Origin of the sequence: Antarcticimicrobium luteum (assembly GCF_004358185.1) — a bacterium.
GTDB lineage: Bacteria > Pseudomonadota > Alphaproteobacteria > Rhodobacterales > Rhodobacteraceae > Antarcticimicrobium > Antarcticimicrobium luteum.
In genome coordinates, this window is record NZ_SMUV01000038.1 from 17,718 (window position 1) to 31,083 (window position 13,366).

General features: G+C 63.6%; 10 protein-coding genes and 2 tRNA genes. 4 read left to right on the forward strand and 8 right to left on the reverse strand.

The features are described from left to right. The 3 genes from E1832_RS01805 to E1832_RS01815 form a co-directional block, all read right to left on the reverse strand. Positions 1-1,233 (reverse strand): ABC transporter substrate-binding protein, encoded by a 1,233-nt coding sequence (locus tag E1832_RS01805; RefSeq protein ID WP_133358033.1) that lies wholly within the window; start codon positions 1,231-1,233, stop codon positions 1-3. Positions 1,234-1,344: 111 nt separating this feature from the next. Then, entirely contained in the window at positions 1,345-2,565 is a 1,221-nt protein-coding gene (locus E1832_RS01810; protein WP_133358034.1) for a M24 family metallopeptidase, read from the reverse strand. A 26-nt stretch (positions 2,566-2,591) separates the two neighbouring features. Next, positions 2,592-3,992: an amidase gene (locus E1832_RS01815; RefSeq protein WP_165978769.1), complete on the reverse strand. Its 1,401-nt coding sequence runs from the start codon at positions 3,990-3,992 to the stop codon at positions 2,592-2,594. A gap of 246 nt (positions 3,993-4,238) precedes the next feature. Between E1832_RS01815 and E1832_RS01820 the strand changes: the two genes are divergently transcribed. Further along, entirely contained in the window at positions 4,239-5,228 is a 990-nt protein-coding gene (locus E1832_RS01820; RefSeq protein WP_165978770.1) for a helix-turn-helix transcriptional regulator, read from the forward strand. 476 nt (positions 5,229-5,704) lie between these two features. Here E1832_RS01820 and E1832_RS01830 read toward each other — a convergent pair whose 3' ends face one another. Together E1832_RS01830 and parE are read right to left on the reverse strand one after the other, a co-directional pair. Beyond that, entirely contained in the window at positions 5,705-6,550 is an 846-nt protein-coding gene (locus E1832_RS01830) for a HEPN domain-containing protein (RefSeq protein WP_133358037.1), read from the reverse strand. Continuing rightward, entirely contained in the window at positions 6,547-8,505 is a 1,959-nt protein-coding gene (gene parE, locus E1832_RS01835) for a DNA topoisomerase IV subunit B (protein ID WP_133358038.1), read from the reverse strand. The genes E1832_RS01830 and parE overlap by 4 nt, the downstream gene beginning before the upstream one ends. A gap of 226 nt (positions 8,506-8,731) precedes the next feature. On the opposite strand from parE, the gene E1832_RS01840 reads away from it, so the two are divergent. Next, positions 8,732-9,412, forward strand: a complete 681-nt coding sequence (locus tag E1832_RS01840) for a dimethylsulfonioproprionate lyase family protein (protein ID WP_133358039.1) — start codon at positions 8,732-8,734, stop codon at positions 9,410-9,412. Here E1832_RS01840 and E1832_RS01845 read toward each other — a convergent pair. Beyond that, on the reverse strand, positions 9,409-10,287 hold the full coding sequence (locus tag E1832_RS01845) for an alpha/beta fold hydrolase (protein ID WP_133358040.1): 879 nt from the start codon (positions 10,285-10,287) through the stop codon (positions 9,409-9,411). The two genes, E1832_RS01840 and E1832_RS01845, sit on opposite strands and share 4 nt — an antisense overlap. A 194-nt stretch (positions 10,288-10,481) precedes the next feature. On the opposite strand from E1832_RS01845, the gene ppk2 reads away from it, so the two are divergent. Further along, positions 10,482-11,468 carry a polyphosphate kinase 2 gene (ppk2, locus tag E1832_RS01850; RefSeq protein WP_133358041.1) on the forward strand — a complete coding sequence of 329 codons (987 nt, stop codon included), beginning with the start codon at positions 10,482-10,484 and terminating at the stop codon, positions 11,466-11,468. Between the two features lie 76 nt (positions 11,469-11,544). After that, positions 11,545-12,900: an MATE family efflux transporter gene (locus E1832_RS01855; protein WP_133358042.1), complete on the forward strand. Its 1,356-nt coding sequence runs from the start codon at positions 11,545-11,547 to the stop codon at positions 12,898-12,900. A gap of 72 nt (positions 12,901-12,972) precedes the next feature. Here the strand turns inward: E1832_RS01855 and E1832_RS01860 are convergent. Further along, positions 12,973-13,047 (reverse strand) — tRNA-Gly (locus E1832_RS01860). Between the two features lie 21 nt (positions 13,048-13,068). Beyond that, positions 13,069-13,143, reverse strand: a tRNA-Gly gene (locus E1832_RS01865). Positions 13,144-13,366 lie beyond the last annotated feature (223 nt).

Sequence of the window (13,366 nt, forward strand, 5' to 3'; positions counted from 1 at the left end):
TTACTTGCTCCAGGACGGGGAAGCGATCTCGCCGACCTTCTCTTCACCCACGATGAGGCGCACCCGTTTCCCGTCCTGCACCTGAAACAGTTGCGCGGGTTGGGTGTCCGAACCGGTGTTGATGAAGTTGCGGTCGTTGAAGGCATAGATTCCCGCGATCCCGTCGTAGTTCATCTCGCGGATCGCATCGGCCACGGCGGCATAGTCAGAGGCATCGCCCACCTTCTCCACGGCTGCGGCCCACATGTTGACCATGTCGTAGACTGCGGCGGCAAGGCTGACGGGCGGCTCCGCGCCATAGGCATCACGCCATTTCTGTTCGAAAGCGCGGCCTTCCTCATCTTCAAGATGCGCGTTCAGGGTGAAGGCCAGAACGCCCTCTGCATTGCCCTGCGCGATCACATCATCAAGGCCCGGCGTGGCCCCCATATAGCCGACACTGACCAATGCGTTGCCGGCGGGGTTGTCCTTGAACTGAGAGATGAATGTGGTCGCCACCGCCGGGTCGAGCGCCTCGAGATGGACCAGGGCCGGTTCAGTCGCGCGGATCTTGGACAGGATGCCGGTCCATTCCACGGTGTCGTAGGGGACCTCCTCGGTAAAGACGACCTCCCAACCGGCTGCTTCCGCCGCCTCGGTCATGCCCTTTGCGACCTCAATATCCCATTCGTAATCGCCATGAACGATGGCCAGACGCTTACTCTCGAAAGAATACCCGGTGTCGACGAATTGTTCGAAAATCGCCCTGCCATAGTTCACATCGACATCCGAAGCGTTGAAGATGGCGCTGCAGCGCATCCGTTCGGCCAGGTCGATGACGCTGCTGACCGCGTCGTTGTGGATATAGGGAATTCCGTAGGGGCAGAATGCCGGGATATCCGGCCCCATGCCGCCATAGCCGTTGATCAGGACGCTGACACCTTCACGTTCGATCAGGTTGGCCGCCGCCGCCGAAAGCTTGTCCGGGGTGAGATCGCCGATGTCGAAGGTCACGACATCGACCTGTTCGCCGAGAACGCCGCCGTTCGCATTGAGCTCGTCGACGGCCAGGCGGATCGCCTGTTCCATCGTCGCCCCGTCGGCGGCCAGATACCCGGTGAGCGGGATCGGCGCACCGAGGGATATGGTTTCAGAGATCGCTGGCTGGGCGCCCAGGGCCGCCACGAAGGCCGCGGCGAGCACTGTATGTCCGCGCCCCAGGCCGAACAGATTTGACCATTGGAAATGCTGCATTTCTTTCTCCTGTTGGATTTTATGAACGGATGCGAATTCGTTTGCGCACCGCCTTGGTTTGCCGCTTTTCCAATTGATGGGATTTCGGAAAAGCGGCTGATTAGCGAGCCTTCATGCCCAGCGTTTGCTGTCGCAGCCGGCCGTCAGGATCTCGGCGCCCTCCGGCGTGACGAGCACGTTTTCCTCGAAGTTCGATGCGCCGACCCCGGGTTTGCTGACCAGTGCTTCGATGGCCAGTGTCATGTTGGGCACGATCACGGTCTCTTCGTCGTCGACGATCCACGGCCCGTCGATTCCCAGGCCGAGCGCGTGGCCGAAGCAGGGGAAAAGCCTGCTGAAATTGTTGGTCTCGTCGCCGGTACTCTTGTGGTTGGCAAACCCGTTGTCGTCGAGCCATTTGGATCCGGTCCGATAGAGATCCCCGAAGGTCGTCCGATTGGGCTGGATCGAGGCGACCAGATGGTGGATCAGGGCGACATTCCCGTCGAGCAGTTCACGCTGTCCTTCGGTGGGTTTCCCGCCGACGACGGTCGAACGGGCGAAATCGGTATAGTAGGCGTCGACTGGCCCCCATTGGTCGACATGGACCAAGTCGCCTTTCTGCAACGGACGGGTAATGTTCCAGTGCGGCATGCCGGAGCTGCCCATGTAGTGCCGGGCATTCGGGCCGCTTGCGATGGCGATGTCCTGTTGCGTGCCACCGTTCGCGGCCAGAACCGCGAGGCCCGCGCCGACGGCGTCGCCCTCGGTGTTCCCCTCGACGATGGCGTCCATCGTGGCCTGCATCCATTTGACGCCGACATTGGCCGCGTGGCGCATCTGGGCGATCTCGGCCGGGCTCTTGATGACGCGCAGCCGGTCGAGGATATGGTCGGCATCCGTCAGGTCCAGCCGGTGACCGGCCCGCTCTTGCATTCGGTGGAGCGCGCTCACCAGGAAGGACATCATCCCGACCATGCCGAGTTTACCGCTCGCCAGCCCGGTTTCCTTGAGCACATCGGCCACACCGGCGGCCAGGTCCGGTTCGGCGCGCACATCCTTGACCTTGATGCGGTCCTCGGGATCGTCCAGATAATCGGTCACTAGGATCGGCTCGCCATCGACCGGAAGGATCAGCGCGCCGTGCCCCCGGCTGGACCAGGTGCGCCGGTCGGGCACGCAGGGGAACAGGGATACGAAGTTGGTCAGATAGTAGAGGTCGCCGTAGGCTTCGACGGAATGGCCGCTGCGCGACCAAACGATCAGCGCGTCGAGCCCCATGTCCTTCGCCATGGCCTGCGCCTTTGCGCGGCGCTCGGTGAATTCTGAATCGGGGATGCGGGGAGCGGGCATGGGTGTCTCCTGTGTTGTCCGTGGGATCAAAATTGTGGAACCGGCAACGGGTCGATCAGCGCCTCGATGGTGGCCGCGGCGGACAGCACCGCCTCGTCCTCGAAGGGCGGGCCGACGATCTGCATCCCGATCGGAAGGCGCCCCTCGGTCAGGCCGATGGGGAGCGACAGAACCGGGCTTGTCGGGACCATGTTGAAAGGGTGCGTCATGTCGAAGGCGCGAAGCTTCCCGTCCGGAAGCGTCTTCTCGAAATCCGCGTCGCTTTGCGTCACCGGCGGCGCCGGTACGGCATTCGTGGGGCAAAGCAGGACATCGTATTGGGCAAACACGCTGTTGAGCTGACGGTTCATATCGCTGCGGATCAGATCCACCCCCATCAGGTCCATCGCGGAATAGCTCCGTGCCTGCTCCAGGCCCGCCGCCAGTTCCGGATGCATTTGCGCGCGCTGCTCGGCCGTCCGGGCATTGGGAAAGGTTGCCAGCAGGCAGAACCAGCGGATCGCCCACTGATCGAAAATGTCGCGCGTCCAGGGCAGATCGACCTCATCGACCACCGCGCCCGCGCGGCGCAGCCGGTCCGCGATGCGCATGAGGCCGGCCTGGATTTCGGGGTCGACGGCGCAATACCCCAGATCGGCCGACAGCGCGAACCGCTTGCCCGCAAGGCTCTTGGGGGCGGTCGCGGCAAGGTCGAACCGGCTCCGGCGCGACAGCATGTCCGAGGGGTGGTGGCCGGCCCCCGCGGCGACGAACCGGGCGGCGTCTTCGACGCTGGCTGCCAGAGCGCCGAAATGGGACAGGGTTTCCAGCGCACTCGGAACGATGTCCATGGGAATCCGCCCCAGGCTCGGCTTGAACCCCACCACGCCGCAGGCTGCCGCCGGAATTCGAACCGATCCGCCCATATCGGTGCCTTCGGCGAGCGGTACCACGCCGCTTGCAACTGCGGCGGCAGAGCCGCCGGACGACCCGCCCGACGTTCGCGTCAGGTCCCAGGGATTGCGGGTCACCCCGTAGCGGGCCGTATTGGTAAAGCTTGAAAACGCCAGCTCTGCAGTGGTGGTCTTGCCGACAATGATCGCACCGGCGGCCTTCAGACGTTGCACGATCACCGCATCATGGAATGTCTTTCCCTCGCCGCTCGTCCAGGATCCGAGCGTGGTATGATGCCCCTTGGTCGGGGTCATGTCCTTGATACAGATCGGAACCCCGTGCAACAGGCCGGGCGCCGCGCCCTGCGCGCGCTTCCGATCCAGGGCGCGCGCGGTTTCCAGCGCCTCGTCCGGGAACCATTCGGTGAAGGCGTTGCACCCCTCCTGGATGCGCGGCAGCTGCGCGAAGACGCCGGACACGGTCTCCTCGCAGGTGGTTTGCCCCCGGATGTGGCTCTCGACGATTTCGCGTGCTTTCGGTCTCAGGCTGGGCACTGTGTCTCTCTCGGTTGGATCCGCCTCAGCAGATCGCAAACGCCCATTCCGAACAAGAATGACAACTGTCATCATGCGCCCGGCCAGGTTGCCTCATATTCAGGCAGAGGACGAATTCCGCCCTGAACGGCGATGCCGGGCTTTTCCCGCGCAGGGCGGAGTTCTAGGATCATGCAGCGAGAGGGAAACATGCAGGGAATACAGCATACCGAACGAGGCGCGCCCGATCCTGCCCTTGAATTGCTCATGGATCTCGCGCCGGTTCTCGACAGTCTGGGCAAGGATGAATTCTACTGGAAACTGGCCGCGGCGGTGGCCCGCTACATGGATTCCGGCCGTTTCCTGACCGTCCGCTACGCGCAGTACGCCCGGCCCGAATTTCTGGTGAACGCCGCGATGAGCACGAAGGCGGTCCAGAGTTATCTTAAGAATTACTATCGGATCGACCCGCTGCTGCGGATGGTCCGGGACGAGGCGACACGACCTGTCGTGACCTTCGACGAGCAGCGGCGGAACGGGTCCGACACCCTATTCTACGACGAGATTTACCGATCCGCGGCGATCAGGGACGAATTGGTGTTCCTGCTGCCGTCGATCGGCGGCGTCTATATCGCAATCTGCATCGACCGGGCACGCAGGTTGTTTTCCGAGGCCGAGCAGCTGCGGGCGCGGCTGATCTATCCGCTGCTGGCGCGGATCCATTCGCTTCACACCTATCAGACGCTCTATGGGCAAGTCGGCCTGGATCTGGACGACGGCGAGATCGCGACGATGATCCAGGACGTCGCCGGAAACATCCTGTTCCGAAACCGCCAGTGGACACAGAAGGCCGACGCCATGCTCGAGGCCCGGCTGCCGGAAATCGTCGGATCGCTCCGCAACGGGTCGGAGAAGATCGACGACAAGATCATCCTGCATTGGGAAACGCTCGACACCACCAACGCGATCGCGCCCAGTGGCAAGGCGGTGATGCTGGAAACCGTCTCGCCGGGGTTCCTTGACCTGACATCCGAGGAGTTGATCGACCGTTTCGCGGCGCAAAACAGCCTGACGCCAACGGAAAGAAAGATCGTGAGCTACACCTTGCAGGGCTATACGCCGGGCAAGATCGCGGACTTTCTCGATGTGAGGGTGGGCACCATCCGGAACCACAAGCACAGGCTGTACTACAAACTCGACATCACCACCGAGCGGGAATTGTTCAGCATGATGTTCGAATCCTTCGTGGCCCAGTAATCGGGATCGCCCAGCCTGCCGCGCGGCCGGCGTCCGGCCCGGAAGGCCAAGGGCGTGATCCTGCACGCGGTGTTTTTCTATGTCCGCTGCGCCATGTCCTATCGTGACCTTGAAGAGATCATGGCCGAGCGCGCTGCCGGTGGTCGGCACCGCCAGCGAGTGATCGCAGCCTGAAGAGACGACCAGGGCCCGTCCTCGGAAAAGGGGGCGGGCCTTTTCGGTTGTTGAACCGTTTACACTCTGTACAGAACGGGCCGGAAACTCCCCGATTTAGCGGAAGCTTGCGGGCGGTCGGCGCGCAGCCCCAATGCGCGATGCAAAGCATCGCGCACGCGCCCGACCCGCCCCCCAAGGGCGGGCGCGTTCCGCCCCCACCCTTCGGGCCGGGCGCGACTGCGGGTTCAGGCGGAAGGAATTCGGAGTGTATGCGGTTTACTCAGTTTGAGTTAACATTCGCCGATACCAGATCTAACACGTTACTTATTGTATACCTCCAAAAGAAACTGCCCGACTTTTTCTTTGTCCATTTTGCTGTTTCTCGTCAGCCAATCTAGTGCTTCTAAATAGTTCCTATCGTCTATTGGAAGGCTCAAAATTGCAGATTCTTGCCACGAAAACCAGATACTAGGAAATGGCCCAGGAGGTTCCTTAAAGAACTGAAAGTTCCCGGAACACAGAGCGTCGTTCATCTCCGGGAAATGACGCCGCTCACTTTTTTGCAGCCTCCCAAAGCCTACTAGCGTCTTTGGGTTTTGAGTTAAATACTCTTTCCATGTCAAGCCATCTTCTCTGAGTTCATTTAGGCTCACACAAACCTGCCGGATGTTTATGCAAAGAGCATCGAGTTTGTGTATGTCATAGGGCCTTACATAATGCCCCGCTTCACGATATCGCTGCTTCGACTGGCCATTTTCCTCAAACCTTTTAATTGCATCGAAGGTTCCTTCGGGAAACTCCCCCTCGGTTCCTTCGATTAAGTCCAAATCTTCCGGTTTCTCAATAGAATCCGCGATGAGGTTTCCGCAAATTGACTGAAGCTTTTTAAAGTGTGGCGAAAAACCATGCGAAAAATTCGCAGATCCACCATTAAGCAAGAGGGCGCATTTCGTATACTTTTCAATAGCCTGCCCTGCAGACCAACAAAATGCATTCGCAAGCCTCGCTCTCCATGCATATCTTGCTGTGGCATAATCTTCATCGGCTGCATCAAGAAAAACTTTGTGACAAAGCTTAGTCTTGTGCATTTCAAACTGTTTGACATCAAACCGTCCAACTGGACGTATGCCTTCAAATAAAACTACGTTTTTCCCAGTTTCCCTCAAACATCCAACTCCTCCACGAACCGCGCGTTTTCCTGGATATACTGGAACCGCAATTCGGGTTTTTTCCCCATCAGCCGTTCCACCAGATCGCCGGTCTCGCCCGGTTCGTCCTCGTCGATGGTCACCCGGATCAGCTTGCGCGATTTGGGGTCCATGGTGGTTTCCTTCAGGTCCTTGGCGTCCATCTCGCCCAGGCCCTTGAACCGGCTGACGTCGATTTTTCCCTTGCCGCCCAGTCCCTTGTCCATCCAGGCGTCGCGCTCGGCCTCATCCAGGCAGTAGACCCGTTTCGCCCCTTGCGTCAGCCGGAACAGCGGCGGGCAGGCCAGGTACAGATGCCCGGTGTCGATCATCGGCCGCATCTGGGTGAAAAAGAACGTCATCAGCAGCGAGGCGATATGCGCGCCGTCCACATCGGCGTCGGTCATGATGATGATCCGGTCATAGCGCAGATCGTCGATGTTGAACTTGGTCCCCAGCCCGACGCCAAGCGCCTGGGTCAGATCGGAAATCTCGGCGTTCGAGGACAGCTTGTTCGAGGCCGCCCCCAGCACGTTGAGGATCTTGCCGCGCAAGGGCAGCAGCGCCTGGGTCTTGCGGTCGCGCGCCATCTTGGCGCTGCCGCCCGCCGAATCGCCCTCGACGATGAACAGCTCGGTCCCCTCGCGGGTGTTGGATGAGCAATCCACCAGCTTGCCCGGCAGGCGCAGCTTTTTCGTGGCCGTCTTGCGCTGGGTCTCCTTCTCCTGCCGCCGCCGCAGCCGTTCCTCGGCGCGCAGCACCAGGAAATCCAGGATCGCGCCGGCGCTCTTGGTATCGGCGGCCAGCCAGTTGTCGAAATGGTCGCGCACGGCGTTTTCGACCAGCCGCTGCGCCTCGACCGTGGCCAGCCGGTCCTTGGTCTGGCCGACGAATTCCGGCTCGCGGATAAAGCAGGAGACCAGCGCGCAGCCCCCGGTGATCAGGTCGTCGCGGGTGATCTGCGCCGCCTTCTTGTTGCCGGCCAGCTCGCCATAGGCGCGGATGCCCTTGAGGATCGCGGCCCAGAAGCCGGCCTCATGGGTGCCGCCCTCGGGCGTGGGCACGGTGTTGCAATAACTCTGGATGAAGCCGTCGCGCGAGGGAGTCCAGTTGATCGCCCATTCCACCTTGCCCGGCGTGTTGAACCGTTCGTTGAAATCGACGGTGCCGGCAAAGGGGGCCTCGGCATAGGTCGAGGCGCCGTTCATCGTCTCTTTCAGGTAATCGGCCAGCCCGCCGGGGAAATGAAAGGTGGCCTCAAGCGGCGTGTCGCCATCCTGAATCGCCGATTTCCAGCGGATCTCGACGCCCGAGAACAGATAGGCCTTGGAGCGGATCGACTTGAACAGCCGCGACGGTTTGAACCGGTGAGAGCCGAAGATCTCGGCATCGGCGTGAAAGGTCACCGTGGTGCCGCGCCGGTTGGGCGCCGCGCCGATTTTTTCAATCGGCCCCTGCGGGATACCGCGCGAAAACCGCTGCTCGTAAAGTGTCTTGTCGCGCGCGACCTGCACCACCATCAGATCCGACAGCGCGTTGACCACCGAGGCGCCGACCCCGTGCAACCCGCCCGAGGTCTGATAGGCCTTGCCGGAGAATTTGCCGCCCGCGTGCAGCGTGCACAGGATCACCTCCAGGGCCGATTTGCCCGGAAACTTCGGGTGCGGATCGACCGGGATGCCGCGGCCGTTGTCGCGGATGGTGACCGAGTAATCCTCGTGCAGCTCGACCTCGATGCGGTTGGCGTGGCCGGCCACCGCCTCGTCCATCGAGTTGTCGAGCACCTCGGCCACCAGATGGTGCAGCGCGCGTTCGTCGGTGCCGCCGATATACATCCCGGGGCGTTTGCGGACCGGCTCCAACCCCTCAAGCACCTCGATCGAAGAGGCATCATAGGTGGTCTGGGCGGCTCCGGAGAGGAGGTCGTTGGGCATGGGCTGCTGCTCATTTTTCTTGGTTGGGGGCCAGTATGCCAGAGTGGCCCGGCGGGGGGAAGTGGCTGCGCCGGGTGCCGGGGCCATGCCGCGGGCGCCCCCCGGTCTTTGCCGGGCCCGCGGGGGCCGCTGCCGGGGGCCGGAATGTCGGTTTGTGGCAAGAATCCGGGGGGTGTTTGCCTCAGTGAGGGCCGAAACCCACTTTCTCCGCGAGGATGGAAAAATCATGACCATACTGCAGGGCGCCGCCGATCCGGAAATCCGCCTCCGGTCCTGCCCGGACTGGGGTTATCTGTTCCGCGATTTCTATGAACTTTACCGCTTTCTGCCCTCGGGGGGCAGTCCCCGCATCCGCAGCCATCAGCGCGCCGTGCGCGAGGCGCTGCGCCGGGGCACCTCGAAAAATCCGGTGGTGACGCTGCAACCGCCCGCCGACAAACCGGTGACGGCGCATCTGAAGCGGGCGCTGGACCTGGGGCGCGAACAGAACCTGGCCCCGGTGGTCCGGGCGCTGGAATCGGTGGCGCCGCTGCTGTCCTGGCAGCATGGCTATGAAAAGGTGCCCAAGGGCCTGAGCGGCAGCTATGCCTATGCCGAGCTGTGCGGCCCGCATGGGCCGGTGGTGATCGACGAGTTGATCCTCGGGGTGGTGCTGTTCGCGCCGGGCTGTACCTATCCCGCCCATGCCCACCGCGGCATCACCGAAAGCTATATCTGCCTCTCCGGCGCGGTGTCCGAGAACCATCAGGGGGTTTATGCGCCCGGCTCGATGATCTTCAATCCGCCCGAGCACCTGCACCGCATCACCGTCGGCGACCGCGATCCGGCACTGCTGGCCTATGCCTGGATCGGCGAAAGGGCCGATCTGGCCGATCAGAAAATGGTGTTCTCCCGCAAGGGGCGTTAGCCGTCCGGCAACCAGTCCCCGATCGCCTGCGCCACCAGTTCCGGGATCTGGTGACAGATCCAGTGATTGGCCTGATCGAACGCCACCCGGGTCAGATCGGGGGCGAACTCCTCCAGCCCCTCGGTCGCCTCGGGCAGCAGCGCGGTGTCGCCCCGCCCCCAGATCAGCAGGTGCGGGCAGCGCACCATCAACCGGCTGCGCGGCATCTCGGGCAGGTCCGTGATCGGCTCGCCGGGTCTGGCCACCTGCAGCGGCGAGGCGCGATACCAGTGGATCATCGTTTTCAGCCGTCCTGGCCGGGACCATTCGGCGGTATAGTCGGACAGCCTGTCGGGCGTCATCCAGGCGTTGTCCATCCTGGCGAGGAACAGCGCCTTCATCTTCTCGAAATCATTGGCGGCGAAATACCGCTCCGACCCTTCGCGCCGCAGCGCGAGGATGTATTGCGAGGCCTCCGCCTGCGCCCCGCCGGCGGCCAGCGCCCGCTGGAACGGCACCGGGTGCACGCCGTTGGCGATGATCAGGCGGCTGACCAGCTCGGGGCGGAACATCGCCAGCCCATAGGCCACCGCCGCGCCCCAGTCATGGCCCATCACCGTGACCGGGCCGCCGATATGGTCGATCAGCGCCGCCATGTCGCCCACAAGCTGCGAGCCCCGGTAGAGCGCCACATCGTCCGGCGCCCAGCTTTGTCCATAGCCGCGCTGGTCCGGCGCGATGCAGTGGAAACGGTCCGTCAGATGCGGCGCCAAATCGCCCCAGGCGCCGCCGTATTCGGGGAACCCGTGCAGCATCAGCAACGGTGGCTTGGCCGGGTCGCCCCAGCTGCGGAGAAAGAACGGATGGCCGTCCAGATCGACGAATTCTGTTTTCATGGGCCCAGCGTACCGCCTGTGCGCGATCCGGCAAGGGGGCAGGGCGGTGACGCAGGGTCACGAACCACAGGCCGCGCGGTGGCGCGGGAGCGCGGCGGTGTTGATGGCGATCAAGGCGGTGGGTCGAGAAATGGGTTAACATAACAAACATGATTTCAGAGAAAGGAAATTTGCCAGTGCCAACACCCGCCATCATGCCCCCCCAGCCCGAGCCAGACCTGAAAACCGACGCGGTGGCCGCGCCCGCGCCCGCCTCCGCGCCCGCCTCCGGGGGCGTTGCCGCGCCGCTGCCGGCGGCCTCGGGCACCGCGCCTGCAATGCCGAGGGTTCCCAGCCGCGAGGAGGTGCGCCGTGCCTTCGAGACCGGTCGCTATCCCTACCGGAAAAAGCTGGGCCGCCGCGCCTATGAGGCGCAGAAGGCGCAGTTGCAGGCCGAACTGCTCAAAGTCCAGCTCTGGGCGCAGGAGACCGGCGAGAAATTCGTGCTGCTGTTCGAGGGCCGCGACGCCGCCGGCAAGGGCGGCACCATCAAGCGGTTCATGGAGCATCTCAACCCCCGCTCGTCCCGCGTGGTCGCCCTGAACAAACCGACCTGGGAGGAGAAGGGCCAGTGGTTCTTTCAGCGCTATATTCAGGAGCTGCCGACCAGCGGTGAAATGGTGTTCTACGACCGTTCCTGGTACAATCGCGCCGGGGTCGAGCGGGTGATGGGCTTTTGCACGCCCAACGAATATCTAGAATTCATGCGTCAGACGCCCGAGCTGGAGCGCATGTTGGTGCGTTCGGGAATCCGGCTTTACAAATACTGGTTCTCGGTGACCCGGCCCGAACAGCGCCGCCGCTTCACCTCGCGCGAGACTGACCCGCTTAAACAGTGGAAGCTGTCGCCGATCGACAAGGCGTCCCTCGACAAGTGGGAGGATTATACCGAGGCGAAGGAAGCGATGTTCTTTTACACCGACACCGCCGACGCGCCCTGGACCATCATCAAATCGAACGACAAGAAACGCGCCCGGCTGAACACCATGCGGCATTTTCTGGCCTCGATCGACTATCCGGACAAGGATCACGACATCGTCGGCCAGCCCGACCCGCTGATCGTCGGGCAGGCGCATCACGTCATCCATCGGTCCGAGCATATCTTGGGCACCGCGCTGCATCCGGGCAGCCGGGTGAAATAGCGACAGTTTCCCCGCGTCCCGGGACGGCCCCGGCGTAAATCTTGCGCCGGGGGAGCGGTCGGCCTAAGGGCGATGCATGAGCACCGCGATGACATATGGCGGCCATGTGCGCGCCGTGGCCTTGCTGGGGCTGCCGCTGGTGGGCGGGCATCTGGCGCAATTCGCCATCGGGCTGACCGACACCATGATGCTCGGCTGGTACGGGGTCGAGGAGTTGGCGGCGGTGACGCTGGCGGGCAGCTGTTTCTTCGTGCTGTTCCTGACCGGGGCCGGATTCGGACTGGCGGTGATGCCGATGGTGGCCACCGCCAACGCCGAGGGCGATGAGACCAGCGCGCGCCGGGTCACCCGCATGGGGCTGTGGCTGTCGCTGTTCTATGCCGCGGCGGTGATGCCGCTTTTGTGGGGATCGGAACCGATCCTGCGGCTGATGGGGCAGGGGCCGCGGGTGGCGGCGGACGCGGCGCAATACCTGCGTTTGGCCGGCTGGGGATTGTTTCCCGCGCTGCTGGTGATGGTGCTGAAATCCTACCTCGCGGCGCTGGAGCGCACTCAGGTCGTGCTGTGGATCACGGTTCTGGCCGCGCTGGCCAATGCGCTGGCCAATTACGCGCTGATCTTCGGCAACTGGGGCCTGCCCGAGCTGGGCATCCGCGGCGCCGCCATCGCCTCGGTCTGCACCCATCTGGTGTCGCTGGCGGCGGTGGTGCTCTACGTGCTGCGCCGCCTGCCCGCGCAGGAGCTGTTCCGCCGCCTCTGGCGCCCTGACTGGGAGATGTTCGCGCGGGTGTTCCGCCTCGGCGTGCCGATCGGCATCACCAGCCTGACCGAGGTCAGCCTGTTCGCCGCCTCCTCGGTGATGATGGGCTGGCTCGGCACCGCGCCGCTGGCGGCCCATGGCATCGCGCTGCAACTGTCCAGCGCCACCTTCATGGTGCACCTCGGCCTGAGCAATGCCGCCACGGTGCGCGCGGGCAATGCCTATGGTCGCCGCGACCGGGCGCATATGGCGCGCGGGGCGGCGGTGGTCACGGCGATGTCGCTGGCGATGTCGGCGCTGACCATCGCGCTGTTCCTGACGCTGCCGGTGCCGATGCTGTCGCTGTTCCTGGCCCCCGATGATCCGGAGCGGGCACAGATCCTGCTGATCGGCAGCGCGCTTCTGGCCGCGGCGGCGCTGTTCCAGCTTGTCGACGGGGCGCAGGTGGTCGCGCTGGGCCTGTTGCGCGGGGTGCAGGACACCGGGGTGCCGATGGCGATCGCCGGGCTGGCCTATTGGGGCGTGGGCCTCCCGGCCTCCTACGGGTTGGGTTTCGGGCTGGGGCTGGGCGGGGTCGGCATCTGGCTGGGCCTGGCCGCCGGGCTGGTGGTCGCCGGGGTGCTGCTGATGGGGCGGTTCTGGGGGCGCGGGCTGGCGCGCGCCGGCAGGTAGGCGCGCGGCGGCGGCACCGCGACCGACGCGGCGCCCGTCCGGGCCGATATTCTGATATCACTGCAAGAAAATTGGAGCGGGCGAAGAGATTCGAACTCTCGACCCCAACCTTGGCAAGGTTGTGCTCTACCCCTGAGCTACGCCCGCGTCCTGGGTCTTTGACTTCAATGGAGCGGGCGAAGAGATTCGAACTCTCGACCCCAACCTTGGCAAGGTTGTGCTCTACCCCTGAGCTACGCCCGCGTCATTGAGTGAGGCGTGAGATAGTAATTTCCGCCCGGGCCTGCAAGCGGAAAATGCAGCCCGGGCCGGATTTTCCTCCGGCGTCTCGCGGTGCCCAGGCCCCCCCGGTCGGGCCTCGCCGCCGCCGGCCCGCCGGCGGGTCCGTCCGTCCGCTGCCGCGGCTGGTACTGCCGCTGGAACTGGTGGGGTCATTGGAGTTCGATCATGAGGTCTTTTGCGTCGA